Origin of the sequence: Mesorhizobium sp. B2-1-8, from assembly GCF_006442545.2 — a bacterium.
In the GTDB taxonomy this organism is placed as follows: Bacteria; Pseudomonadota; Alphaproteobacteria; order Rhizobiales; family Rhizobiaceae; genus Mesorhizobium.
On record NZ_CP083952.1, the window covers coordinates 1307939 to 1331004 of the forward strand.

General features: G+C 63.5%; 27 protein-coding genes. 19 read left to right on the forward strand and 8 right to left on the reverse strand.

The annotated features are described in order from the left end of the window. Positions 1 to 91: 91 nt before the first annotated feature. The 6 genes from trhA to FJ970_RS06385 all read right to left on the reverse strand — a co-directional run bounded on the left by trhA (position 92) and on the right by FJ970_RS06385 (position 5250). On the reverse strand, positions 92 to 778 hold the full coding sequence (gene trhA / locus FJ970_RS06360) for a PAQR family membrane homeostasis protein TrhA (protein WP_140754784.1): 687 nt from the start codon (positions 776 to 778) through the stop codon (positions 92 to 94). A gap of 81 nt (positions 779 to 859) precedes the next feature. Continuing rightward, a complete protein-coding gene (locus FJ970_RS06365; RefSeq protein ID WP_140754782.1) occupies positions 860 to 1660 on the reverse strand; it encodes an inositol monophosphatase family protein in 801 nt (266 codons plus the stop codon). Between the two features lie 86 nt (positions 1661 to 1746). Continuing rightward, positions 1747 to 2313: an elongation factor P gene (efp, locus tag FJ970_RS06370; protein WP_027141779.1), complete on the reverse strand. Its 567-nt coding sequence runs from the start codon at positions 2311 to 2313 to the stop codon at positions 1747 to 1749. A gap of 211 nt (positions 2314 to 2524) precedes the next feature. Beyond that, positions 2525 to 3520 carry a tetratricopeptide repeat protein gene (locus tag FJ970_RS06375; RefSeq protein ID WP_415752039.1) on the reverse strand — a complete coding sequence of 332 codons (996 nt, stop codon included), beginning with the start codon at positions 3518 to 3520 and terminating at the stop codon, positions 2525 to 2527. Between the two features lie 46 nt (positions 3521 to 3566). Then, positions 3567 to 4214, reverse strand: coding sequence for a thiamine phosphate synthase (locus FJ970_RS06380; RefSeq protein ID WP_140754778.1), 648 nt, complete (start codon positions 4212 to 4214; stop codon positions 3567 to 3569). 130 nt (positions 4215 to 4344) lie between these two features. Further along, entirely contained in the window at positions 4345 to 5250 is a 906-nt protein-coding gene (locus tag FJ970_RS06385; RefSeq protein WP_140754776.1) for a DMT family transporter, read from the reverse strand. A 131-nt stretch (positions 5251 to 5381) separates the two neighbouring features. On the opposite strand from FJ970_RS06385, the gene FJ970_RS06390 reads away from it, so the two are divergent. The 3 genes from FJ970_RS06390 (at position 5382) to FJ970_RS06400 (ending at position 7540) form a co-directional block, all read left to right on the forward strand. Then, positions 5382 to 5840 (forward strand): Lrp/AsnC family transcriptional regulator, encoded by a 459-nt coding sequence (locus FJ970_RS06390; protein WP_140754774.1) that lies wholly within the window; start codon positions 5382 to 5384, stop codon positions 5838 to 5840. 85 nt (positions 5841 to 5925) lie between these two features. Then, positions 5926 to 6654, forward strand: coding sequence for a class I SAM-dependent methyltransferase (locus tag FJ970_RS06395; RefSeq protein WP_140754772.1), 729 nt, complete (start codon positions 5926 to 5928; stop codon positions 6652 to 6654). Positions 6655 to 6769: 115 nt separating this feature from the next. Next, positions 6770 to 7540, forward strand: a complete 771-nt coding sequence (locus FJ970_RS06400; RefSeq protein WP_140754770.1) for a sulfite exporter TauE/SafE family protein — start codon at positions 6770 to 6772, stop codon at positions 7538 to 7540. 16 nt (positions 7541 to 7556) lie between these two features. Here the strand turns inward: FJ970_RS06400 and FJ970_RS06405 are convergent, their stop codons facing one another. Continuing rightward, positions 7557 to 8108: a DUF2269 family protein gene (locus FJ970_RS06405; protein ID WP_140754768.1), complete on the reverse strand. Its 552-nt coding sequence runs from the start codon at positions 8106 to 8108 to the stop codon at positions 7557 to 7559. A 317-nt stretch (positions 8109 to 8425) separates the two neighbouring features. Between FJ970_RS06405 and FJ970_RS06410 the strand changes: the two genes are divergently transcribed. The 8 genes from FJ970_RS06410 to FJ970_RS06445 all read left to right on the forward strand — a co-directional run bounded on the left by FJ970_RS06410 (position 8426) and on the right by FJ970_RS06445 (position 13847). Further along, the gene (locus FJ970_RS06410; protein ID WP_140754766.1) at positions 8426 to 8806 is read left to right on the forward strand and encodes a hypothetical protein; all 381 of its coding nucleotides are present in this window, start codon (positions 8426 to 8428) and stop codon (positions 8804 to 8806) included. 385 nt (positions 8807 to 9191) lie between these two features. Beyond that, positions 9192 to 9725 carry a DUF1465 family protein gene (locus FJ970_RS06415; protein WP_140754764.1) on the forward strand — a complete coding sequence of 178 codons (534 nt, stop codon included), beginning with the start codon at positions 9192 to 9194 and terminating at the stop codon, positions 9723 to 9725. 96 nt (positions 9726 to 9821) lie between these two features. Continuing rightward, positions 9822 to 10334: a crossover junction endodeoxyribonuclease RuvC gene (gene ruvC, locus FJ970_RS06420; RefSeq protein WP_140754762.1), complete on the forward strand. Its 513-nt coding sequence runs from the start codon at positions 9822 to 9824 to the stop codon at positions 10332 to 10334. 13 nt (positions 10335 to 10347) lie between these two features. Beyond that, positions 10348 to 10968 carry a Holliday junction branch migration protein RuvA gene (ruvA, locus tag FJ970_RS06425; RefSeq protein ID WP_140754760.1) on the forward strand — a complete coding sequence of 207 codons (621 nt, stop codon included), beginning with the start codon at positions 10348 to 10350 and terminating at the stop codon, positions 10966 to 10968. Positions 10969 to 11031: 63 nt separating this feature from the next. Then, complete coding sequence (locus FJ970_RS06430; protein WP_140754758.1) at positions 11032 to 11316, forward strand: AbrB/MazE/SpoVT family DNA-binding domain-containing protein; 285 nt, start codon at positions 11032 to 11034, stop codon at positions 11314 to 11316. Continuing rightward, positions 11313 to 11717 carry a PIN domain-containing protein gene (locus FJ970_RS06435; RefSeq protein ID WP_210243022.1) on the forward strand — a complete coding sequence of 135 codons (405 nt, stop codon included), beginning with the start codon at positions 11313 to 11315 and terminating at the stop codon, positions 11715 to 11717. Before FJ970_RS06430 ends, FJ970_RS06435 begins: the two co-directional genes overlap by 4 nt. Continuing rightward, positions 11714 to 12751, forward strand: coding sequence for a Holliday junction branch migration DNA helicase RuvB (gene ruvB / locus FJ970_RS06440; protein ID WP_140754756.1), 1038 nt, complete (start codon positions 11714 to 11716; stop codon positions 12749 to 12751). The genes FJ970_RS06435 and ruvB overlap by 4 nt, the downstream gene beginning before the upstream one ends. 199 nt (positions 12752 to 12950) lie before the next feature. Next, the gene (locus tag FJ970_RS06445; protein WP_140754754.1) at positions 12951 to 13847 is read left to right on the forward strand and encodes a metallophosphoesterase; all 897 of its coding nucleotides are present in this window, start codon (positions 12951 to 12953) and stop codon (positions 13845 to 13847) included. 8 nt (positions 13848 to 13855) lie between these two features. On the opposite strand, the gene FJ970_RS06450 is transcribed toward FJ970_RS06445, so the two are convergent. Next, complete coding sequence (locus FJ970_RS06450; RefSeq protein WP_140754752.1) at positions 13856 to 15106, reverse strand: glycoside hydrolase family 5 protein; 1251 nt, start codon at positions 15104 to 15106, stop codon at positions 13856 to 13858. Between the two features lie 54 nt (positions 15107 to 15160). On the opposite strand from FJ970_RS06450, the gene ybgC reads away from it, so the two are divergent. From ybgC to tilS, 8 genes are all read left to right on the forward strand, one after another. After that, positions 15161 to 15631, forward strand: coding sequence for a tol-pal system-associated acyl-CoA thioesterase (gene ybgC / locus FJ970_RS06455; RefSeq protein ID WP_140754750.1), 471 nt, complete (start codon positions 15161 to 15163; stop codon positions 15629 to 15631). 259 nt (positions 15632 to 15890) lie between these two features. Continuing rightward, complete coding sequence (tolQ, locus tag FJ970_RS06460) at positions 15891 to 16601, forward strand: protein TolQ (RefSeq protein ID WP_015315267.1); 711 nt, start codon at positions 15891 to 15893, stop codon at positions 16599 to 16601. Between the two features lie 11 nt (positions 16602 to 16612). Next, positions 16613 to 17065 (forward strand): protein TolR, encoded by a 453-nt coding sequence (tolR, locus tag FJ970_RS06465; RefSeq protein ID WP_027141797.1) that lies wholly within the window; start codon positions 16613 to 16615, stop codon positions 17063 to 17065. Between the two features lie 7 nt (positions 17066 to 17072). Beyond that, entirely contained in the window at positions 17073 to 18230 is a 1158-nt protein-coding gene (locus tag FJ970_RS06470) for an energy transducer TonB (protein WP_140754748.1), read from the forward strand. Positions 18231 to 18269: 39 nt separating this feature from the next. Continuing rightward, positions 18270 to 19580 (forward strand): Tol-Pal system beta propeller repeat protein TolB, encoded by a 1311-nt coding sequence (gene tolB / locus FJ970_RS06475; RefSeq protein WP_140754746.1) that lies wholly within the window; start codon positions 18270 to 18272, stop codon positions 19578 to 19580. Between the two features lie 234 nt (positions 19581 to 19814). After that, positions 19815 to 20321, forward strand: a complete 507-nt coding sequence (gene pal / locus FJ970_RS06480) for a peptidoglycan-associated lipoprotein Pal (RefSeq protein ID WP_140754743.1) — start codon at positions 19815 to 19817, stop codon at positions 20319 to 20321. 180 nt (positions 20322 to 20501) lie between these two features. After that, positions 20502 to 21593 (forward strand): tol-pal system protein YbgF, encoded by a 1092-nt coding sequence (gene ybgF / locus FJ970_RS06485; protein ID WP_140754741.1) that lies wholly within the window; start codon positions 20502 to 20504, stop codon positions 21591 to 21593. Positions 21594 to 21651: 58 nt separating this feature from the next. Further along, a complete protein-coding gene (gene tilS / locus FJ970_RS06490; protein ID WP_140755015.1) occupies positions 21652 to 23019 on the forward strand; it encodes a tRNA lysidine(34) synthetase TilS in 1368 nt (455 codons plus the stop codon). Positions 23020 to 23066 lie beyond the last annotated feature (47 nt).

Here is a 23066-nt window from a genome sequence, read left to right on the forward strand (position 1 = left end):
GCCGATCACGTTGCTGGCGACTCTAAACGGAATTGTGACCAAATTGAATGGTGCTTGGCAATATTGCCACAGGCGGCTTGGAGCCGACGCTTCAAAGGCGATTGATGACCAGGCAATCGACCATGGCCGCCAGATGCAGGCTGGCGCCGGTGACGACGAAGCCGTGCCAGAGCGCGTTGTGGAAGCGCAGCGCCTTCCAGGCGAAGAAAATCACGCCGCAGGAATAGACGACGCCACCGGCGACGATGAGCACGATCGACGTGGTCGGCAGCGTCTCGACGAGCGGTTTGACGAGGACGATGCCGCTCCAGCCGATGGCAAGGTAGAAGACGATCGCCAGCCTGTCGAAGCGGCCGGGGAAGAACACCTTGATGGCAATGCCCGTTGCCGCCGCGGCCCAGACCAGAACGATCATCCAGCGCGCCAGCGGCGAGTTTCCCAACTGGGCGAGAAAGGGTGTGTAGGTGGCGGCGATCAAGAGATAGATCGCGGCATGATCGAAACGTCGCAGGATCCATTTCGCGGGCGACGTCACCGGCCACAGATTGTAGGTCAGCGATACCGAGAGCACCGTAAGCAGCGAGACGACATAGAAGGCGGCTGCGATGTATTCGCCGGGCCCGACCCGGCAGGCGGCGAGCGCCAGCAGCGCCGAACCGGCCGCGATCGCCAGCACGATCCCGACAGCATGGACGACCCCGTCGGCGATCATCTCGGCGCGCGAATAGTGCCAGCGTCCGATGAACGGGATGTCGATCTGTGGCGGGGTGTTGGTCATCTATCGTCCTGCATCACCCTAATCTGGGCGACCGACGGACAGTATTTCAAGCTTTGTTTGCGGTTTTACGACTGCGGCGGTTCAGCGCGGCGAGAGCGGCTTTTTCACCGTCTTCAGCAATGCGCGCTGGATGATCTCGTTGCCGGCGACGACCGTGCCGGTGTCGAGCATGTCCTGTCCGCCATCCATGTCGGAGGCGAAGCCGCCCGCTTCGCGGATCAAGAGCAGGCCGGCGGCGATGTCCCAGGCCGACAGGCCGACTTCCCAGAACCCGTCCATGCGTCCGGCGGCGACATAGGCAAGATCGAGCGAGGCGGAGCCCATGCGGCGTATGCCGGAGACCTCGGCCATGACGTTGCGCAGTTCGACAAGGAAATTGCCGTGGTGGCCGCGGCCGAGATGCGGCACGCCGCAGCCGATCACCGTGTCGACAAGCTTGGTGCGGCCGGCGACGCGCAGGCGGCGATCATTCATGAAGGCGCCGCCGCCGCGTTCGGTCGTATAGAGCTCATCCATGGCCGGATTGTAGATGACGCCGGCAACGATCTGGCCCTGGCGCTCGAGCGCGATCGAGACGGCGAAAAGCGGAATGCCGTGCAGGAAATTGGTGGTGCCGTCGAGCGGGTCGACGATCCAGCGGTGCTGGCTGTCATCACCGGCGATGGCGCCGCGCTCTTCCATCAGGAAGCCGTAGCCCGGGCGCGCCTTCGACAGCTCGGCGAAAACGATGTCCTCGGCCTTGCGGTCGGCCTGGCTGACATAGTCGCCGGGACCCTTCATCGAGACCTGCAGGTTCTGGACCTCGCCGAAGTCGCGCGACAGCGAGCGGCCGGCCTTCATTGCGGCCTGGACCATGACGTTGAGGAGGGCGGAGCGTGCCATAGTGCTTCTTCCTGGTGCGGCGCTTTAAACTCTGTCTCGATGCATGTCGGTGACCCACAACCGGGGTCACTTCCGGGCGACATGCATCAGTCGGCGCGGCGCACGTAAGTGATTTCGTTGGTGTCGACGATGATGCGTTCGCCGGCGCCGATGAAGGGCGGCACCAGCACGCGAATGCCGTTTTCCAGCACCGCCGGCTTATAGGAGGACGCCGCCGTCTGGCCCTTCACCACCGGATCCGCCTCGGTGATGGTCAGCGTCACATAGTCGGGCAGCGAAATGCCGATCGGCCGCTCCTCGTAGAGCTGAACCGTCACCATCATGCCGTCCTGCAGGAACGCGGCGCGGTCGCCGACGAAATCCTTGTTCAATTCGAGCTGCTCGTAGCTTTGCGTGTCCATGAACACCAGCGCGTCTTCCTGCTCGTAGAGGAAGGAAAAGTCCTTCAGGTCGAGCCGGATCTGCTCGACCGTCTCGGCCGAACGGAAGCGCTCGTTGAGCTTGGTGCCGTTGATGAGGTTCTTCAGTTCGACCTGGTTGTAGGCGCCGCCCTTGCCGGGCTTGACGGTGTTGGTCCTGACCGCCACCCAGAGGCCGCCATCGTGTTCGATGACATAGCCGGGACGGATTTCGTTGCCATTGATCTTGGCCATGATGATTGGATCCGGGAATGAGACTTTCGCTGGAAAAAGCGATTTCGGCTCCCAAGACCACAAAACACCCGAAGAGGCAAGCTGACGCTGAGCAAGCGTGCCGGGCCAAGTATCAGCCGAAGCGCGGAATGCTGTCACGTCGAGGCTCGAACACGGCCCGTCCTTTGGCAAAGTCGTCCTGCATCATATGCAATGAGCGTGCGCGCTGCCCTCAGGGCAACCGGTTCGCCTTCTGCAGGGCCTGCTTGGTCTGGTCGTCGCTCAGCCCTTGCAGGAAATCGTCCATCTCCTGATCGATGAGGCCGGCGCGGCGGGCGACGATGTACCAGGCACCGGCGAGCACGAGGTCCGGATCGGTGCCGATGCCTTGCATATAGAGTTTTGCCAGGCGGTTCTGGGCCGCGACATTGCCGCCTTCGGCGGCCTGCTTCGTCCAGCCGAAAGCCGATTTCAGGTCGCGCGCGCCGCCGCGGCCCTCGATCATCCAGGCGGCGAGATCGATCTGCGCGGTGTCGTAGTTCTGACGGGCGGCCTGCGCCAGCAGCCGCCGTGCCTGCGCATCGTCGCGCGGCTTGCCGCCGACGCCGTTGGCATAGATCTGCGACATGGCGTATTGCGCATCGGCGAGACCGGTCGCCGCTGCGCGCTCATAATAGGAAACCGCCTTGGCCAGGCCGGCGTCGCCGGGATCCTGCTGGACCAGCATCTGCGCGAAATTGAATTGCGCCAGCTGGTTGCCGGCTTCGGCGGCGGCCTGCATCAAGGCATAGGCCCCCTTCGTGTCCTTCTTGACGTAGCGGCCGTCGAGCAGCATCAGCGCATATTGGAACTGCGATTCGGGCACGCCCTGCTCGGCGGCAAGCGCGTACCATTTCGCGGCCTCGGCCGAGTTCAACGGCACACCCAAGCCACGCGACAGGATCTCGGCCACCAGCGTCTGCGCCGCCGGGTCGCCATTCTGCGCACGGACCAGCGCCAGATTGTAGGCGGTCTTGTAGAGCCCGCGCTGGAAGGCGCCATAGGCGGCGTCGGCCGGCTTGGCGCCGAAACGATCGGGATTGACGCTGTCGGCCGAGGGCAGCGGTGCGGGCTCCGCCGTGGTGGCGGGCTGCGGCAGCTGGTTTTCGATCGGCTTGTCGGTGTGCACGCCGGTGTCAGGCTTGGGCTGCGGCAAGGGCATAGTTTCGGCGGCGGCGGCCTGGATCATCACCGCCGCAAGCAGGGCCTGAAGGGAAAGCCTTGCCAGGGACACGTCAATCCTCGAAGCGCGGCGCTGTTTCGTCGAGCAGCGCATTGGCCCGGGTGATTGCCGCCTTCGGATCGACGCCATCGGCAAACACGGCGCTCGACAGCGCGACGAATTCGGCGCGTGTGGCTGCCACCGTTTCGACGGAGGCAAGATCGGAACCGGCCTCGACGATGCAGGGGATCTGGATCATCTGCGCCCACCATTGCCCCAATGACAGATTGCGCGGATGCGGCTCGGGCTTGTTGTCGTAGCCGAAGCGGCCGAAGAAAATGTAATCGGGCCTGGCCTCGCCGAGCTCCAGCGCGTCGTCGCGGGTCTTGGCGCCGCCGGCGCCGACCATCATTTTCACCTGGAAATGCTCGATCGTCTCGGCAAGCTCGGCCTTGGAAACCTCGACATGGATGCCATCGGCCTGGACCCGGCCCGCGATGCGGGTGTCGCCAGCGATGATGACGGCCACGCCCGCGGCCTGCGCGGCTGGCACGACCTGTTCGGCGAACGCTTGGAAGGAGGCCTCGTCCATGCCGTTCTCGGGCAGGATCAGCGAGGCGACGTCGCCGCCGTCGAACGCGGCAGCGATGCGGGTGGCCGGCACGCCGGGCGGCGCGATCAGTACGATGCGGCAGCGGTTGGGGGGCGTTGCGTCATTCATGGTTCTTCGATCCCGGGTTTCGCCTATGCCGGGCGAAGATGGTTGGATTGCGGCATAGAGCAAACTGCCCGCTTTGAACAGGCGGGCAGCCAGGATCGGGATCTTTGACCTGGGTAGCCAGTGTGTCGCCTTACTTGGTCGGCTGTGGGCTCGCGGCGGACGGTCTCGGTTTCCACAATGTCCAGCCGAGATTCATGCCGGCGGCGGCGATCAGGATGGCGGCGGCGCCGACGACCTGGCTGAGATGCAGCCGATGGCCGAAAGCGGTGACATCGACCAGGATGGCAACGACCGGATAGATGAAGGACAGCGATCCCTGCAGATGCGTCGGCAGCTTCTGGATGGCGCCGTACATCAGGATGTACATCAGGCCGGTGTGGACGATGCCGAGCGTCGCCAGCATGGCCCAGCTCCATGGATCGGCCGGAAGATGCGAGAGATTGGCGAAGGGCGCCAGCATGACTACGCCGACGCAGACCTGGATGAGTGCGATCAGATGCGGCGGCGTGCCCTTGAGCTTCTTGGTGACGATGGCGGCGACAGCCCAGAAGAAGGCGGCGGCCAGGGCCATCAGAATGCCGGCGAAATAGTTCGTACCGACATCGCCGGCATCGGGGGCGGCCCCGACGATCAGCACCATGCCGGCGAAGGCGATTGCCAGCCAGGTCAGCTTGGTCAATGTCAGCCGCTCGGCGAACAACAGCGCGCCGAAGCCGACCAGCATGAAGGGCTGCGTGTTGTAGACCGCGGTGGCGATCGAGATGGAGGCGCGCGAGAACGCGCTGAACAGGAGCAGCCAGTTGATGACGATCGCCGCGCCGCCCAGTGCCGCGAGGCCGATGACGCGCAACGACAGCCTGGTGCGCAACAATCCAAGCGAAGCGCAGATGATGAGCAGCGTCAGCGCGCCGAACGCGCAGCGCCAGAACACCACATCCATGATCGGCTGACCGGACATGATGACGAACCATCCGATCGTTCCCAGGATCGCCATTGCCGCCGACATTTCGACCGTGCCGCGTACAGTATCGTTCATGATAAGCCTCTGAACCCGTTGATGCGGCATAATCTCACGCGATGTGAGAGCTTTCCATCTTTTGGAAAAGGCGATATGAGGCAGCTGCCTAATTATATTAGGCTACTCCTCGAGAACCATGAGAAAGATAAATGCTGGACGATCTCGACCGAAATCTGCTGGAAATCCTTGTCAGGGATGCGCGAACCTCACTGAAGGATCTGGCGGCCCAGGTCGGGCTGTCGTCGCCGAGCGTTTCGGAGCGTCTGCGGCGGCTCGAGGAACGGGGCGTCATCCGGGCGTTCACCGTCGAGATCGACCCGCTGGCGCTCGGCTATACGCTTCAGGCGATCGTGCGGATCAAACCTTTGCCGGGCAAGCTGCACATCGTCCAGAAGCTGATCGAGGAGATTGAAGAGTTCGGCGAATGCGACAAGGTGACGGGAGATGACTGTTTCGTCGCCCGGCTGTACGTGCGCTCGATCGGCGACCTCGACGGCATTCTCGACCGTATCGCCGACAAGGCCGAGACCAGCACCGCCATCATCAAGGCACAGCCGATCCGGCGGCGACCGCCGCCCCTGGGGTTGCCGTCGGGCTCAGGGGCTTGACACCGCGTGGCCGTGGTGGAAAGGCGCGGCCAGTCCACCAAATGTCAGTCTTCCGCCAGGTGCCTGTCTGAAGAGCGAGAAAAACATGGCGCAGAACATTTACGATCAACCGGATTTCTTCGCGGGCTACAGCCAGCTTGGCCGCTCGGTCGAAGGCCTCGAAGGCGCCGCCGAGTGGCCGGCGCTTCGCGCGATGCTGCCTGATGTCGCAGGCCTGAGGATCGTCGACCTCGGCTGCGGCTTCGGCTGGTTCTGCCGCTGGGCGCACGATCAAGGCGCGGCCGACGTCCTTGGGCTGGACCTGTCGGAGAAGATGCTGGCCCGGGCGAGGGCCGCCGGCCCGGACACCGGCATCACCTATGAGAGGGCCAACCTCGACCAGCTAAGCCTGCCGCAAAGCGGCTTCGATCTCGCTTACAGCTCGCTCGCCTTGCACTATGTCGAGCATATTGCGCGCCTGTTCAGGACCGTGCACCAGGCCCTGTCGCCCGGCGGCCATTTCGTCTTCTCGACGGAGCATCCGATCTACATGACGCCGACCAATCCGGGCTGGTCGATCGATGGGGAGGGGAAAAAGACCTGGCCTGTCGACCGGTATCTGGTGGAAGGGCCACGCAAGACCGACTGGCTGGCCAAGGGGGTGGTGAAACATCACCGCACCATCGGCACCACGCTCAACACGCTGATCCGCACGGGTTTCACAATCGAGCATGTCGAGGAATTCCGTCCAACGGACGCGCAGATCGCGGCCATGCCGGACCTTGCGGAAGAGCTCGAGCGGCCGATGTTCCTGCTGGTTTCGGCGCGCCGATAGGTGCTCGAAGCCCGTTAGCCGGGCCGGTCGCGGCCAGCCCATATTTGCGATCGCCGAGCAGACGATTCTGGGTTATTCAGGCGTCGACGCGCTTCCCTCCAGACCAGTCCCTCCCATGTCAGACCTGCTTCTCGATCCGTGGTTCTACGCGGCCGCCGTCCCGGCGGTCATTCTGGTCGGCCTGTCCAAGGGCGGCTTCGGCGGCGCCGTCGGTTTCGTCGGCGTGCCGCTGATGGCGCTGACCATGCCGCCGGTCCAAGCGGCCGCCATCCTGCTGCCTATCCTGTGCCTTATGGACATCGTCTCGGTGTGGACGTGGTGGGGCGTGTACGACCGCAAGATGCTGGTCGACATGATGCCGGGCGCCGTCGTTGGCATCGGGCTTGGCTGGCTGACGGCGGCACTGGTCACCGAGGAAGCGGTGCGGCTCATCGTCGGCGCCGTTGCCATCATCTTCGTGCTGCGCTGGCTTTACCTGCAATTTCGTCATGGTTCCGACCATGCGGCCGAACCCAATCGCGTGGCCGCGGCCCTATGGGGCACTGTCGCCGGGTTCACCAGCTTCGTCGCCCATGTCGGTGGCCCGCCCTTCCAGGTCTATGCCTTGCCCATCCGGCTCGACCCCAAGGTGCTGTCGGGCACGGCAGCGATCTTCTTTGCCGCCACCAACGCGCTGAAGCTCATCCCCTATTTCGCGCTCGGCCAGTTCGACACCGCCAATCTGACGGCATCGGCGGTGCTGATGCCGCTGGCGCCGTTGTCGACCATTGCCGGTGCATGGCTGGTGCGGCGGATGCGGCCGGAGATCTTTTATCCCTTCACCTATGCGACCGTGGCGGTCGTGGCCGTGAAGCTCCTGTGGGACGGGATCGCCGGCCTCATGTAGCGCATTCCAGCCCGCATCAGGCGGCGCTTGGCACCATGCGTCTTGGCCGGCCGAGCGCCATCGCGGCACCGGCGGCAAGGACCAGCACCATGCCCGCCAGGACAGCGAAGTCGTGCAGGGTCGGCTTCAGAACCATGTCGGTGATGATGACAAGCATGACCGCATAATCGAAGCGAGCCGCCCGCAGGATGCGGTGGCCACAGGCAAGGGCTGCGGGCGTCACGCCGTCCCTGGCGATCATCGCGGCCATGCGGTCGGCGGTCGGCTTGAAAACGAACATGCCGATGCAGAAGGTCGTGGCGTAGCCGGCAAGGCCGATCAGGACCCAGAGATCGGAGAAGCCGACCCAGAACGAGCACATGATCAATCCGAAGGCCAATGTCAGCATCGACATCGGCGCGAAGAAGCGGTTGCCCAACTCGCCGGTGGCGCGCATCGCCTGCAGCGTTCCCTGGATGTTGCCGGCACGATCCGCCAGCGTCGCCAGCACCATCAGCGTGAAGCCGCCGCCGACCCAAAGCGTCGCCGAAAGGATGTGCAGCAATTTGACGATGGAATACCAATCCATGGCTTTCTCCCCGATGCCCCTGGCGGCGCGTGCCATTGCCCGCCCGCCGATCAGATGTCGCAGCGTTTAGCGCCGCGGCTGTTTCGGTACGATGTCGCGGAAAACCGGCTGTGTTTCAGACTGCCGGATAACGAAAGGAGCAACTAATATGATGAACGCACCGCCCGGTTTTCTGCTATGTCGGCAGTGTCGGGGGACGCGACATCGTCCGGAAACAATGCCGATGCTAGTGCCGACGCTGGAAGTCCGGCGGCGACGGCGCTGGCCTGACGATCAACTCATTCCCAGCTTGGGAAAAGGCAATTCGGGGGACTAATATGCAAGGGACAGCACGGAATTTCTTCACGCTGGCGATCATCTATGCGCTGTGCGGCATGGCACTCGGCATCCACATGGCCATCAGCGACGACCACGGCCAGATGCCGACCCACGCCCACACGATGGTGGCTGGCTGGCTGATGTCGGCGGTCTTCGCGTTCTTTTACCACCTGTTTCCGGCAGCCGGGCAAAAGACACTGGCCCTCGTCCATTTCTGGCTGACGGCAATCAGCGGCATCGGGCTCATGATCGGCCTTTATATACTGCTTGCCGGAAATCCGGGGATCGAGCCGTTGCTCGGGATATCGTCGATCGGCTTCTACGCAGGCATGCTGCTGTTCGCCTTCATTGCCTTGCCGGTGGTGTGGAAAAAGGCCTGAGTGAAGGCTGAAACCTGGCCTGTGCGGCTGTGCTGTTACGGCACAGAAACACGGCATTGGGTCAAAAAATATCAGGGGTGTTAAGGGTTCATTAAGCTTTACAGGCGTTTACTATGTCCATCCAGTGATCTGGATTCTTACCGAGTGGTTGGAGCCACTTTGTTTGACGCCTCCCTGTTAAACTCCTGAGAGCCGCCTTATCCGCGGCTCTTTTTTTGTCCGAATTCCGGCGGTATCCCGCACAGCCGAGCGCTGTTAACCTTCTGTTAAACATGTGCTTGCCTTCACCCCGGACGAAGCGCATTTTCAAGCTTCAGTCTTATAGGGTCTCGGGTGTATCGGCAGAGAGCCGAATCGGCCGATTGCAAGTGCAGGGGCGTTATCAATGAACGAGCCTTCGAAGGGCATTGCGAAAACCGTGAAGCTGGCGGAGCGCCGGGTTTTTTCGCACTCCTTCAAACCGCTTTACCAGGAAGGCATGGGACTGGTCGAACAGGCGGCGGAGTATCTCGACGGCAAGGGCCGGGCCGAGGCCAAGAAACTGTCGCGGCTGGCGGCCACGCTCTACGCGGCCGAATCGATGCGGCTGACCACCAGGCTGATGCAGGTCGCCTCGTGGCTGCTTTTGCAGCGCGCGGCGAATTCCGGCGAGATGACCCGCGACCAGGTCGCATCGGAAAAGTCCAAGGTGCGCCTCGACACCGCTTCCGCCCATGACGAGGCGGCCGGCTGGGCCGAACTGCCGAATGATTTCCTCGACCTCGTCAACCGGTCGCTGCGCCTGCAGGCATTGGTGCGCCGCATGGATGAAGAGATCTACGGCGCCGGCGCGGTGGTCGACGTGCAGCCCGTCGCTCGCCGACCCAATCCGGTCTCGGACCAGATCAGCCTGCTCAACACGGCGTTCGCCCGCAATTAAGCGATTTCGCAATCGCTCCCCTTGAAATTGCAAGGGTTGTTTCCGGTTTGTTCACATTTCGCTGGCATCGCTGTCCGCCGGGGGTAAAGTCACCGGATGGGGGACGCGATTCGCATCATCGGTATCGATCCGGGGCTCAGGCGCACCGGCTGGGGCATCGTCGAGAGCCTCGGCAATTCGTTGCGTTTTGTCGCTTCGGGTACCGTGCGCTCCGAGGACAAGGCGGCGCTGGCGACGCGGCTCTGCCAACTGCATGACGGGCTCGCCGAAGTCCTGCATCAGGCCATGCCGCATGAGGCCGCCGTCGAACAGACCTTCGTCAACAAGGACGCCGTTGCGACGCTGAAGCTCGGCCAGGCACGCGGCATCGCCATGCTGGTCCCGGCGCGGGCGGGCCTCGTCGTCGCCGAATATGCGCCCAATGCGGTGAAGAAGGCGGTGATCGGCGTCGGCCACGGCGACAAGAAGCAGATCCACATGATGGTGAAGGTGCTGCTGCCGAAGGCGATCTTCGACACCGAACACGCCGCCGACGCGCTGGCCATCGCGATCTGCCACGCGCATCACCGGCAGAGTGCTGCCTATCGGCTGGCGGCATTGGCATCATGAGAGGCTGTTGGGGATGATCGGCAAGCTCATGGGTACGCTCGACGAGGTCGACGAGGATTTCTGCCTCGTCGACGTGCACGGCGTAGGCTACGTCGCCTATTGCTCGGTGCGCACGCTCGCCGCGCTGCCTTCGCCCGGCGAGGCGGTGGTGCTGTTCATCGAGACCTATGTGCGCGAGGACATGATCCGGCTCTACGGCTTCCAGTCGCAGCTCGAGCGCGAATGGTTTCGGTTGCTGATGAACAACGTGCCGGGTGTCGGCGCCAAGGTGGCGCTGGCCATCCTGTCGACGCTGGCGCCGGCCGACCTCGCCAATGCCATTGCACTGCGCGACATCGCCATGATTTCCCGCGCCCCTGGCGTCGGCAAGAAGGTGGCCGAACGCATCGTCACCGAATTGAAGAACAAGGCGCCGGCCTATGCCGGTGCCGCTTCGGGCACGATCGGCCTGAAGCAGGAACTCGGTGAAGGCGTGGCGCCGGCGCCGATCACCGACGCTGTCTCGGCCCTGGTCAATCTCGGCTATTCGCGCGACACCGCCGCCAATGCGATATCGGCGGCGCTGAAGACGGCGGGTGAGGACGCAGATGCCTCGAAACTGATTCGCTTCGGACTGAAGGAATTGGCACGGTGATTGCTTGAAAACAAAATTCCAACTACAATATGCTTTGTAAGTAATTTCTCAGAAAGTAAGACAATGGGTGCTTGCGCAAGCCTGACATCGAAAGGCCAGCTTACCATCCCGAAGGACGTCAGGGATGCGCTGTCGCTGAAGGCGGGTGACATGATCGCCTGGACGGTAGTGGATGGCTACTTGATCGGGACGCCACGCAATCTCGACTTTGTCGACCTAGCGGGATTCCTGGGAGATCCGCCCGGCGGCCCGGCTTCGCTCGAGGAAATCGATGCAGCGGTTCGGGACGCGGTTGGACGGCATGTTGTCGGGGACGCGCCGAAGGGCGGGCATGAGGGCGACGCGTGACGTCGATAGGCATCGATACGAACGTTCTGCTTCGAATGGTGCTGAACGATGATGCCGAGCAAAGGGCAAAAGCCTTGGCTTTCGGCAAAGGCCTTAGTGAGGATACCCCAGGCTTTGTCAGCCTGATCGTCCTGGTCGAGTTCAGTTGGTCGCTGATTTCTCGCTACAGGATGTCCAGGGAACAAGTCCTGGCGGCAATTCAAAGACTGCTGAAAATCAGAACGCTGGTTTTCGAGGATTTCGATGCCATCGTGATCGCGCTCGAAAGGTCCAACATGCCGCAGGTTGACTTTGCCGATGCGCTCATCGCCGAACACAACCGAAATGCGGGCTGTTCCCACACAGTCACTTTCGATCTGCGGGCTGCAAGGGCCATTGCAAGCATGGAATTGCTGGCATGAGCCTTTCCCCCCGTCTCATTGCACCGGAAAAGCGCGGCGAGGATGCCGAACAGACCTTGCGGCCGCAGACGCTCGACGATTTTGTCGGCCAGGCGGCGGTGCGGGCCAATCTCAAAGTGTTCATCGAGGCCGCCAAGGGCCGCAAGGAGGCGCTCGACCATGTGCTGTTCGTCGGGCCGCCGGGGCTGGGCAAGACGACGCTGGCGCAGATCATGGCGCGTGAGCTCGGCGTCAATTTCCGCTCCACCTCCGGGCCGGTCATCGCCAAGGCAGGCGATCTCGCGGCGCTGCTGACCAATCTCGAAGAAGGCGATGTGCTGTTCATCGACGAGATCCACAGGCTCAACCCGGCAGTGGAGGAAATCCTCTACCCGGCGATGGAGGATTTCCAGCTCGACCTGATCATCGGCGAGGGACCGGCGGCGCGCTCGGTCAAGATCGACCTTGCCCGGTTCACCCTGGTGGCAGCCACCACGCGGCTCGGCCTGCTCACCAATCCATTGCGTGACCGCTTCGGCATTCCAGTGCGGCTCAACTTCTACACGGTCGAGGAGTTGGAGCAGATCGTGCGGCGCGGCGCGCGCATCCTGCAGATGCCGCTCGGCAACGACGGCGCGCTCGAGATCGCGCGGCGCGCGCGCGGCACGCCGCGCATTGCCGGACGGCTGTTGCGGCGCGTGCGCGATTTCGCCTCGGTCGCCGGTGACGGCCATGTCGACCGCCTGATCGCCGACGAGGCCTTGACCCGGCTCGAAGTCGACGCACTCGGGCTCGACGCGCTCGACCGCCGCTATCTCGGCATGATCGCGCGCAATTTCGGCGGCGGGCCGGTCGGCATCGAGACCATCGCGGCGGGCCTGTCCGAGCCGCGCGACGCCATCGAGGACATTATCGAACCCTATCTGATCCAGCAGGGCTTCATCCAGCGCACGCCGCGCGGCCGCATGCTGACCGCCAACGCCTGGCGCCATCTCGGCCTCGACGCGCCGAAGGATCTGGCGCAGCAGCAGATCAATCTGTTCCAGGAAGAGTAGCCGCCGAAGCGGCTTTTCACGCCACCGATCAAGCATCAGTGAACGGGCCTGCGCAAATTCTCCTCATCTTCGCCGGCTTGCCGGCGTATTGCTGGATTGTATCGGCTCGCTGCCTCATGAATGTCGTCCTCCCAAATCCAGATCGTTTTTGGGCGACAGGCATCAGCGCATGCCGAAATGAGGTGTCGGAGCCACTTTGATGATAACCAGACGCGGGTTCCTGCGCTTCATCGGCGGATCGTTCCTGTCGGTCGCCTCGTTCAGTGCGTACGCCATCGGCATCGAGCCGATGCTGCTGACGCATGTGAAGCGCTATGCGCTCACGCCACCGCATTGGCCCGCCGGGCTGAAGCTTCGCGTCGTCGCCCTTGCCGACATCCACGCCTGCCGGCCGTGGATGACGCCGCAGCGGATCGCTTCGCTCGCCGAAGAGGCGAATGCACTGCAGCCGGACCTGATCGTGCTGCTCGGCGACTACATAGCCGGCATGCGCCTGGTGTCGCAAAGGGTGACGCCGCCGGAATGGGCTGGCGCCCTGTCGGGCCTCAAGGCACCGCTCGGCGTGCTGTCGATCCTCGGCAATCACGACTGGTGGGCCGACGGCTTCGCGCAGCGTGCCGAAGTCGGCCCGACGATCGCGCGCAAGGCTCTGGAGAAAGTCGGTATCCCGGTTCTGGAGAACGACGCCGTGCGTCTGGAAAAGGACGGACATGGGGTATGGATCGCCGGCCTCGCCGACCAGTTGGCGCTGTTGCCGAAAAAGAAGCACGAGCCCGCCAGGGGATTGGACGATCTCGACGGCACGCTGGCCAAGATCAGCGACGCGGCGCCAGTCATCCTGCTGGCGCACGAACCGGATATTTTTCCAAATGTGCCGTGGCGTGTGTCGCTGACGCTATCGGGACACACCCATGGCGGGCAGGTGCGGCTGTTCGGCTATTCGCCCATCGTGCCGTCGCAGTTCGGCAATCGCTACGCCTATGGCCATGTCATCGAGGACGATCGCAACCTGATCGTCTCGGGCGGGCTCGGCTTCAGCAATTTGCCCATCCGTTTCGGCATGCGTCCGGAGATCCTGCAGATCGACCTCGGCTGACCGGCACTTCAGGGCAGACGTCGGATTGCGTCCATCACATCAGGCTCGGCCTTGTCGCCATTGAACGCATCGACCACGCCGAAAGCGCCGCCATAGCTCCACAGCGACCATGAGAAGCCGTGCGCTTCGGCCCGCGCGATCATGTCCCTGACATAGGCGGCACGGTACCGCGCCGGCATCACATGGGCATTGCCATATTCTTGGCGGATCATGCCGAACTCGCCCAGCGTGATGTCTTCCGGCTTGATGCCGTTGACCTTCGCCCAGGCTTCGACGGCCTTGAACGGCGCATCCATCAGGCCAAGCAGCTTGTCGGCACTGTCCATGCTGGCGACCTGCTCATCGAGATAGGCGAGCAGGCCGCTCTGCCGCGCCCAGGGCGCCTCTGCCTTTATACGGGCGCGGATGGTGTCAAGCGTCACATCGAGCTGCGCATTCGGCACCGCGGTCAACGGATAGGGCAGGCCGGTCACATAAGGGATAAAGTCGCCGGCCCAGGTCGCGCCCTGGTGGGTCAGCAGGAACGGGTCGTAGGAGTGGAAGGTCCAGATGACGTTGTCGTCGGGGATCGCCCTCGGATCGATCTTCTCAAGAGACGAGGCGGCGGAATAGCAGGCTCCGGTCAGGACCAGCGTCAGTTTCGTCGCCGAGGCGCGCGCCGCCGCAAACAGCTTGCGCTGGCGGTCGGGCCACAGGTTGGTGCCGTCGCTGTCGCAATCGACGATCGGCTCGTTCATCGGTTCGAGAGCGACCTTTTCGGGATCTTCGCCAGCCAGCGTGCGGGCCATGCCGCGAACCATCTCGACATAGCGCCCGAAGGTCGCGGGATCGTCCATCACCTCGCCCATGCCGATCGTGCGGCTGCCGCCGGCCGGGATCAGGTGCATGTCGACGATCACCTTCAGCCCGGCGCGATTGATCATGCGCGCCGAGTCCAGCACGCTGGCATAGAGCTGGTCACGAAGGCCTGTTGTCTTGTCCGAGAGAAAAGGCGACGGATCGACGGGCATGCGCAGGAAATCGAAGCCGGCATCCTTCAACGCCTCGAGGTCGGCCTCCTCGAGGAACTTGCGCCATTCCGGGAAGGGCAGGATGGCATTGGCATCACCCCACTGATCCTCGCCGGGCCAGGTGACCCACTGGTCGAGATTGAGACCGCGCTTCATCGAGAAGGTCGCCGCCTCACACGAAAGTGTCGAAGCCGCCAGCGCCAGCACGAGTGCCATCAAGGTCTTGATCATCGCCGTCAACAGTGCCATCGGGTTCATGCGCCAAAAAATACCTGCCGCGTCGGCATCCAAAAGGGAAGCGCAATGGGCGATCATGGTGAATCGGCGGCATTGCTGGCCGGGCTTTCCGGTGCGCTGACCGAGTTCGGCCACCGGCTGATGGCGCGGGTCTATTATGCCGATACCGATTTCTCAGGCGTCGTCTATCACGCGCGCTATCTCGAATTCCTGGAGCGCGGCCGCTCCGACTATCTCAGGCTCACCGGCGTGCATCACACCGAGCTCGCCGACGGCAAGCATGGCGAGAAGATCGTATGGGTGGTGCGCCGCATGGAGATCGACTTCCGCATTCCCGCCCGCATCGACGACATACTGACCGTCGACACCCGCACGGAGACCATCTCAGGCGCGCGCATCTTCATGGCGCAGCAGCTCAAGCGCGGCGACGAGGTGCTGGTCGAGGCCAGGGTCGAGGCGGCGATCATCGGCGAGAACGGCCGGCCGAGACGCTTCCCCAGGGAATGGGTCGCGGCCTTCATGCCTAGGGCACGTTGAGATTCAAGTGATGCCGGCCTGCGATGCCCGGGCGCGGCAATGCGCCGCGCCTAATGGACTAACCCATCCTTAACCATAACGGTTCATGAAGAGATTGGTGAAGATTGGCGTTATCCAGCGCCTTCCTTTCACCAATATTTGCCCCGAAAAGGCCGCTAACGGCACGGTTTGGGGTGTCCGGTAGCTTCGTGCGAACCGACCACAAGGGATGCCATGGGCCAGCCGCCAGCTTCGCCCGGAAAATCTTAAGGACGTAACGATGGAAAATATCGCACTCGCCGAACCGGGCGCGCAATTGTCGATTTGGGCCCTGTTCATGCAGGCCAGCTGGGTGGTCAAGCTGGTCATGATCGGGCTGCTCTGCGCCTCGGTGTGGACCTGGGCGATCATCGTCGACAAGCTGGTCGCCTATGGCCGCATGCGGCTGGCTCTGAACCGCTTCGAGCAGGTTTTCTGGTCCGGGCAGTCGCTGGAGGAGCTCTACCGCACGCTCGCCGACCGCAAGACGACAGGCATGGGCGCCATTTTCGTCGCCGCCATGCGCGAATGGAAGAAGAGTTTCGAGAAAGGCGCCAAGTCGCCACTCGGCCTGCAGACCCGTATCGACAAGGCCATGGACCTGGCGCTGACCCGCGAGATGGAGAAGCTGGAGGGGCGTCTCGGCTTTCTCGCCACGACCGGTTCGGCGGCACCGTTCATCGGCCTGTTCGGCACCGTCATCGGCATCATGACCTCGTTCCAGGCCATCGCCGGCTCCAAGAACACCAGCCTCGCGGTGGTCGCGCCCGGCATCGCCGAAGCGCTGCTGGCGACGGCCATCGGCCTGCTTGCCGCCATTCCGGCGGTCATCGCCTATAACAAGCTGTCATCGGACGCGAGCAAGATCGCGGTGCGCATGGAGGGGTTCTCCGACGAGTTCTCCGCCATACTCTCGCGCCAAATCGATGAAAAAGTCGCGCCGAAGGCCTGAGGAGTAACGAGATGGGTATGTCCGTAGGCATGGGAGGGCGCGGCGGGCGTGGCCACCGGCGGCGCGGCCGTCACCATGCGTTGATGTCGGAGATCAACGTCACCCCGATGGTCGACGTGATGCTCGTGCTTTTGATCATCTTCATGGTCGCGGCGCCGATGCTGACGGTCGGCGTGCCGATCGACCTGCCGGACACGCAGGCCAAGGCGATGAATGCCGACACCCAGCCGATCACCGTCTCGATCGACGCGACCGGCAAGATCTTCCTGCAGGAGACCGAGATTCCGATCGAAGAACTGGTGGCCAAACTGCAGGCGATCTCGAAGACCGGTTATGAAGAGCGCATCTTCATTCGTGGCGACAAGTCGACCGACTACGGCACGGCCATGAAGGTCATGGCTCGCATCTCGGCCGCCGGCTACAAGAACATCGGCCTGGTTTCACTGCAGGAACAGGATCAATAGACGCACGATGAGGACCGGCCTCACCACATCGGTGATCTTGCATACGGCGGTGCTGGCCTTCGGCCTGTTCACGCTGTCGGCGCCGGCCGCGCTGCCGTCCGCGGACGTCGAGTCGGTCGCGGTCGACATCGTGCCGATGGAGGCCATCGCGCAGACCTTGCAGGGCGACAAGAAGGCCGTGATGCATGAAAAGCCGGCGCCGTTGCCGACGCAGCGTCCCGACATCGTGCCAAATGCGCAGAAGGTGGGCGAAAACAGCGTCGACACCGACAAGCCGATAACGCCGGAAGCCAAGCCGAAACCCGTTGACACGACCTCGGCCCCGGCGCCAGCGCCGACCCCGAAGGAAATCCCGAAGACCGAGGACGTGCCGAAGCCGCAGGAAAAGCCCAAGCCCATCCCGGCGACGGAAGTGGCGCCAGCGCCGACGCCCAAGCAAGAGGTCAAGCCCGAGCCGGTCAAGCAGACGGAGCCCAAGCCGACGCCGGCCAAGCCGGCGCCGACCCCGCCGCCGCAGGACAAGACCGCCGCTATCGATCCGACCCCCGAGGTCAAGCCGGATGCCGTCGCCGAGGCCATAGCCAAGGAACCGCCGCCCGAAGAGACCCAATTGCCGAGTTCCGCGCCGGCCCCGGAAGCCCGGCCAAAGCCGCAACAGGCACAGGCCGAAAGCGCCAAGGCGCCTGACCGCAAGAATGCCGACAAGCCGGTCAAGGAAGCCTCGTCCAAGCCGAAGTCCGACGACAAGCAATTCAACGCCAACGAAATTTCGGCCCTGCTCGACAAGCAGAAGCCGTCAGGCGGCGGCGCCAAGCGCTCGACCCAGCAGGCGTCGCTCGGCGGCGACAAGGATCAGGGCCAGAAGCTGTCGAAGTCGGAGCAGGGCGCCTTGGAAAGCCAGCTCGGCGGTTGCTGGACCTTGCCGGCCGGGCTTGAAGGCTCGGAGAATTTCGTCGTCGTCGTTCGTTTCAATCTGAACAACTCCGGCAAGCTCGACGGCCGTCCGTCCGTTGAAACATCGAGCGGCAACAGGCAGTTCGATGAGAGTGCGGTGCGCGCGGTTCAGAAATGCGACATGGCCGGCTTGCAGGTTCCCGCCGGCAAGCAGGACATCTGGAACGACATCCGGGTCACATTCGATCCAAGGGAGATGCTCGGCCTGTAGGCCCTGACATCCGAAAATCAGTATGAGAAGCGAGAAGACATGAAATCAATCCTCAAGCCGCTCCTGATGATTGCCGCGATGGCGATGGGCATGACCGCTGCCGGCACGCTGCCGGCGCTGGCGCTCGTCGAGCTCAACGTCAACAAGGGCAATGTCGAGCCGCTGCCGATTGCCATCACGGATTTCCAGGGCGGCGATGCGCTAGGCGCGCAGATTTCCCAGATCGTCACCGCGGATCTCAAGCGCTCCGGCCTGTTCGCGCCGATCGACAAGAGCGCCTTCATCGAGAAGATCGCCAATCCGGACGCAACCCCCCGCTTCGACGACTGGAAGGTGATCAACGCGCAGGCGCTGGTCACCGGCAGCGTCAGCAAGGAAGCAGATGGGCGCATCCGCGCCCAGTACCGGCTGTGGGACACTTTTGCCGGCCAGCAGATGGCCGGCGAGCAGTTCTTCGCCAACGACGCCAATCAGCGCCGCGTCGCCCACATCATCGCCGATGCCATCTATGAGCGGCTGACCGGCGAGAAGGGCTATTTCGACACGCGCGTCGTCTTCATCGACGAATCGGGCGCCAAGAACGCGCGCAAGAAGCGCCTCGCCATCATGGACCAGGACGGCGCCAACATCCGCTATCTCTCGGATGGGCGGTCGATCGTGCTGACGCCGCGCTTCTCGCCGAACCGGCAGGAAATCACCTACATGTCCTATGAAAGCGGCCAGCCGCGGGTCTATCTCCTGCAGATCGAGACCGGGCAGCGCGAACTGGTCGGCAATTTTCCCGGCATGACCTTTGCGCCGCGCTTCTCGCCAGACGGCCAGAAGGTGATCATGAGTCTGCTGCGCGACGACGGCAATTCCAACATCTTCGCCATGGACCTGCGCAGCCGTTCGACGACGCGGCTGACCAACTCGACGGCCATCGACACCTCGCCCTCCTATTCGCCCGACGGCAGCAAGGTGGTGTTCACCTCCGACCGTGGCGGCCGCGCGCAGATCTACGTCATGGGCGCCGACGGCTCGGGCCAGACCCGTATTTCCTTCGGCGACGGCGTCTATTCGACGCCGGTGTGGTCGCCGCGCGGCGACCTCATCGCCTTCACCAAGCAGACCGGCGGCGAATTCCAGATCGGCGTCATGAAGACCGACGGCTCTGGCGAACGCATCCTGTCCTCCGGCTTCCAGCAGGAAGGCCCAACCTGGGCGCCGAACGGCCGCGTGCTGATGTTCTTCCGCGACTCCAATGGCGGCCCGAAACTGGTTTCCGTCGATCTCACCGGCCGCAACGAACAGCCTATCCCGACCGCGAATTTTGCTTCGGATCCGGCCTGGTCGCCGTTGCTGGAATAAGTTCGGCTGAATTGCCACACACGCTGGAAAGGGGCCGAAACGGCCCCTTTTTCATGCCTTCGTCGCGTTTTGGCCGTATTTCCGCCTAGGGTCCGCGCCAACTGTGGCTTATGACGAAACGGCTGCGGACGGGCGGCCTAAACCAAATTTTAACCATGTTTCTTGAATGCCGGTTAACCCAAACGTGGTTACTGGGTGATCAACGAAATCACTCGAATACGAAGGAGAGGCGGCATGGGCCGTATCGCAGCACTTACCAGAAACCCGGTCATGATCGCGCTGGTGGCGATGCTCGCCGTCGCCGGTTGCGCCTCGAAGAAGACGCCGAACAACGCGGCCGATCTGGGTCTCAACGGCGCCGGTGCTGCGACACCCGGCTCGGCGCAGGACTTCACCGTCAACATCGGCGACCGCATCTTCTTCGATACGGACTCGACCTCGATCCGGGCCGACGCGCAGACGACGCTTTCGCGTCAGGCGCAGTGGCTGAACCAATACAAGCAGTATGCCATCGTCATCGAAGGCCATGCCGACGAGCGCGGCACGCGCGAATACAATCTGGCGCTCGGTGCCCGCCGCGCGGCCGCCACCCGCGACTTCCTGGTCTCCAAGGGCGTTTCAGCCAGCCGCCTCAAGACGATTTCCTACGGCAAGGAACGTCCGGTCGCCGTATGCGATGACATCTCCTGCTGGTCGCAGAATCGCCGCGCCGTCACCACGCTCAGCGGCGCTGGTTCCTGATCGGCAAAAATACAACACACTTCTGCGAAAGGCGGCCTCCGGGCCGCCTTTTTCACATCCTGACGCTCGAAACAAAATTTGGCCGAAGTCTCGCGCCCTGCTATGAGCCGAGGGCGCTTGGCTGGTCTCACATCGATTGGGAAGGCGCGAACAAGCTAACGATTGGACGGCGAGAGGCACATGCATTTGAGATCGGTTCTGAGTGGCACGCTTGCGCTGCTGCTCCTATCAGGCGTAACCGCTTTGGCGAGCGGTTCCGGGCAATCAACCGAGAGCGGTTTTTCCTTCCATCTGCCGACACTTGAGTTGCCCAGCCTTTTCGGTGAGAAAAGAAAGCAGGATCAGGTCCAGCTCGCGCAGTCGAGCGGCGCCGGCGTAACCGGGCTCGAGGACCAATTGCGGCAGCTGACCGGCAAGGTCGAGGAACTCAATTTCCAGATCCTGCAGATGCAGGAGCAGATCCGCAAACAGCAAGAAGACAACGAGTTCCGCTTCCAGCAGCTGGAAGGCGGGCCGCAAGGTGGACAACCGGCGCAGAAGAAATCAGATGCCACCACCGGAACCAACACCAACGTGGCCTCGGCCCCGGCAACCCAGGCGCCGGTTGATGCCGGCGCCGCGCCCGGCAGCGATCAATCCACGGGCGGCAAGACGGTCGAGGACGTCATCGTCGAATCACCCGATGGCGACCCTGGCAAGGTGATCCCCGGCAAGGGAGCGCCCGAAAAGACCTTTGGTTCCATCACCGTCGACAAGAATGGCAATGTGATCGATGCCGGCGGCAGCACGCAGGCAACCGCGCCGGCACAGGACACGGCACCAGCCACCGACGCACCCGCCAAGGCCGGCAAGTCCGGCGGCACGGTGGTCGCGGCGCTGCCCGCCACCAACAATCCCGAAGAGCTCTATCGCAACTCCTACCAGTTCATCCTGTCGGGCGACTATGGCACCGCCGAACAGGGTTTCCGCGACCATATCTCCCGCTTCCCCAAGGACGCCAAGACGGCGGACGCGCATTACTGGCTGGGGGAATCGCTGCTTGGCCAGCAAAAATACCGCGACGCGGCAGAAGTCTTCCTCGCCGCCAGCAAGGACTATCCCAAGGCCAAGAAGGCACCCGACATGCTGTTGAAGCTCGGCGTGTCGCTGGTCGGCCTCAAGCAGCATGATGTCGCCTGCGCCACCTTCAGCGAGGTCGGCAAGCGCTATCCCGATATTTCCAACACACTGAAGGAACGGGTCAAGCAGGAGAAGGCCTTGGCTGCGTGCTGATTTTTCCTTCGGATGTCGCGGTCCCAAACCCGGGACCACATTTTGGCGACATGCATTGATGCTCGACACCGAGCCTGATTTTTCGACGAGCCTTTTTTCGCATATCGATTTTTCCAACGGCGCTGTTGCGGCCGTATCGGGCGGCAGCGACTCGACCGCGCTCCTTCTCCTTCTCAAACAGCATCTCGATAAAACCGCACCGTCCGCCAGACTGTTGGCCGTGACGGTCGACCACGGCTTGCGGCAGGGTTCGGCTGATGAGGCACGGGCCGTGGCGAAGCTTTGCGCGGAACGCGGCATCGCCCACCGCGTCCTGGCCTGGTCCGGAGAAAAACCGTCGACGGGCCTGCCAGCGGCAGCGCGAGAGGCGCGCTACCGGCTGCTGGCCAGCGCCGCCCGGGCGGAGGGCATCGGCCTGATCGTGACCGGACATACATCCGACGACCAGGCCGAGACGGCGCTGATGCGGCGCGATCGCGGTGATGCAGCCCGCGACGCGGGACGGGGTCTTGCCGGCATGGCGCCCGCCACCTTGCATGAGTGGCGCGACTGGATCGTGCGACCGCTTCTTGGCATCCGGCGTTCTGCGCTCCGCGATTTCCTGCGGCGCCAACAGGTCGGCTGGGCCGAGGACCCGACCAATGCCGATGAAGCCTTCGAGCGGCCGCGCATACGCGCAACGCTTGCGGGGGAGGCCGGCGCACAGCGCATGACCGACGCGCTGGCTTTGGCAGCGCAGGAGGCCGACGCCCGCACCCGGCTTGGCGCCGAAGCCGCCTGTCTGATCGAGCGCTTTGCCAGCCAGCCGGCATCGGGCCTCATCAGGCTCGACCCGGCCCTGCTCAGCGCCGGCGACGACCGGGCGGCCGTCTACGCGCTGCGCATTCTGCTCGCGACGTCGGGCGGGATTGCCTTCCTGCCGGACCAGGCTCGCAGCGAGGCGCTGTTCGCCCGGCTGAAGGCCGGATTTCTTTGCGCCACATTGTCGCGGACGGTGGTCGACTTCAGGCGCGCGGGCATCTTCCTGCGCCGGGAGATGCGGGGCTTGCCGGCGGCAGCGGCAGTGGTCGACGCCGCCATCTGGGACGGGCGCCGCCAAATCACATTGAACGACGCCAACGGCGCATTGTTGATCGCCCCATTCGGAACAGTGGCGGCGAAGCGGCTGGCTGTCGACCGGGGCGAGACGCCGCCAAGCCTGATGCGCGCGGCATTGTCGGCTGAACCAGCCCTGCTGCAAGCCGTCGAGAAGGCTGGTCCGGCGCCTGATCGGCCCGCATCGCAAGGGTTCGCGGCCTCGCCGGTCGTTGCTCCCTTTGCCCGTTTCCTGCCGTCCTTCGATCTGGCCCCGGCGCGCGCCGTCGCCGGGTTGATCGGAGCGGCGCCACTTCCCGCCTTGCCATTGCGTGGCCACAGTGCCGGTTGATGCTGCGTGAAAGCTTAACCCATACATGCTGTTCTGCTTGGCAAGGG

Bases quoted from the DNA above. Each gene is read 5' to 3' on its own strand.
- ruvA (WP_140754760.1), top strand. From the start codon at position 10,348: ATGATCGGCAAGCTCATGGGTACGCTCGACGAGGTCGACGAGGATTTC.
- FJ970_RS06390 (WP_140754774.1), top strand. From the start codon at position 5,382: ATGCTGGACGATCTCGACCGAAATCTGCTGGAAATCCTTGTCAGGGAT.
- tilS (WP_140755015.1), top strand. From the start codon at position 21,652: ATGCTCGACACCGAGCCTGATTTTTCGACGAGCCTTTTTTCGCATATC.
- FJ970_RS06395 (WP_140754772.1), top strand. From the start codon at position 5,926: ATGGCGCAGAACATTTACGATCAACCGGATTTCTTCGCGGGCTACAGC.
- FJ970_RS06445 (WP_140754754.1), top strand. From the start codon at position 12,951: ATGATAACCAGACGCGGGTTCCTGCGCTTCATCGGCGGATCGTTCCTG.
- pal (WP_140754743.1), top strand. From the start codon at position 19,815: ATGGGCCGTATCGCAGCACTTACCAGAAACCCGGTCATGATCGCGCTG.
- tolB (WP_140754746.1), top strand. From the start codon at position 18,270: ATGAAATCAATCCTCAAGCCGCTCCTGATGATTGCCGCGATGGCGATG.
- FJ970_RS06410 (WP_140754766.1), top strand. From the start codon at position 8,426: ATGCAAGGGACAGCACGGAATTTCTTCACGCTGGCGATCATCTATGCG.
- FJ970_RS06430 (WP_140754758.1), top strand. From the start codon at position 11,032: ATGGGTGCTTGCGCAAGCCTGACATCGAAAGGCCAGCTTACCATCCCG.
- ruvB (WP_140754756.1), top strand. From the start codon at position 11,714: ATGAGCCTTTCCCCCCGTCTCATTGCACCGGAAAAGCGCGGCGAGGAT.
- ruvC (WP_140754762.1), top strand. From the start codon at position 9,822: ATGGGGGACGCGATTCGCATCATCGGTATCGATCCGGGGCTCAGGCGC.
- ybgF (WP_140754741.1), top strand. From the start codon at position 20,502: ATGCATTTGAGATCGGTTCTGAGTGGCACGCTTGCGCTGCTGCTCCTA.
- FJ970_RS06385 (WP_140754776.1), bottom strand. From the start codon at position 5,250: ATGAACGATACTGTACGCGGCACGGTCGAAATGTCGGCGGCAATGGCG.
- FJ970_RS06470 (WP_140754748.1), top strand. From the start codon at position 17,073: ATGAGGACCGGCCTCACCACATCGGTGATCTTGCATACGGCGGTGCTG.
- FJ970_RS06400 (WP_140754770.1), top strand. From the start codon at position 6,770: ATGTCAGACCTGCTTCTCGATCCGTGGTTCTACGCGGCCGCCGTCCCG.
- FJ970_RS06415 (WP_140754764.1), top strand. From the start codon at position 9,192: ATGAACGAGCCTTCGAAGGGCATTGCGAAAACCGTGAAGCTGGCGGAG.
- trhA (WP_140754784.1), bottom strand. From the start codon at position 778: ATGACCAACACCCCGCCACAGATCGACATCCCGTTCATCGGACGCTGG.
- FJ970_RS06405 (WP_140754768.1), bottom strand. From the start codon at position 8,108: ATGGATTGGTATTCCATCGTCAAATTGCTGCACATCCTTTCGGCGACG.
- FJ970_RS06380 (WP_140754778.1), bottom strand. From the start codon at position 4,214: ATGAATGACGCAACGCCCCCCAACCGCTGCCGCATCGTACTGATCGCG.
- efp (WP_027141779.1), bottom strand. From the start codon at position 2,313: ATGGCCAAGATCAATGGCAACGAAATCCGTCCCGGCTATGTCATCGAA.
- tolQ (WP_015315267.1), top strand. From the start codon at position 15,891: ATGGAAAATATCGCACTCGCCGAACCGGGCGCGCAATTGTCGATTTGG.
- FJ970_RS06375 (WP_415752039.1), bottom strand. From the start codon at position 3,520: ATGATCCAGGCCGCCGCCGCCGAAACTATGCCCTTGCCGCAGCCCAAG.
- FJ970_RS06365 (WP_140754782.1), bottom strand. From the start codon at position 1,660: ATGGCACGCTCCGCCCTCCTCAACGTCATGGTCCAGGCCGCAATGAAG.
- FJ970_RS06450 (WP_140754752.1), bottom strand. From the start codon at position 15,106: ATGGCACTGTTGACGGCGATGATCAAGACCTTGATGGCACTCGTGCTG.
- ybgC (WP_140754750.1), top strand. From the start codon at position 15,161: ATGGGCGATCATGGTGAATCGGCGGCATTGCTGGCCGGGCTTTCCGGT.
- tolR (WP_027141797.1), top strand. From the start codon at position 16,613: ATGGGTATGTCCGTAGGCATGGGAGGGCGCGGCGGGCGTGGCCACCGG.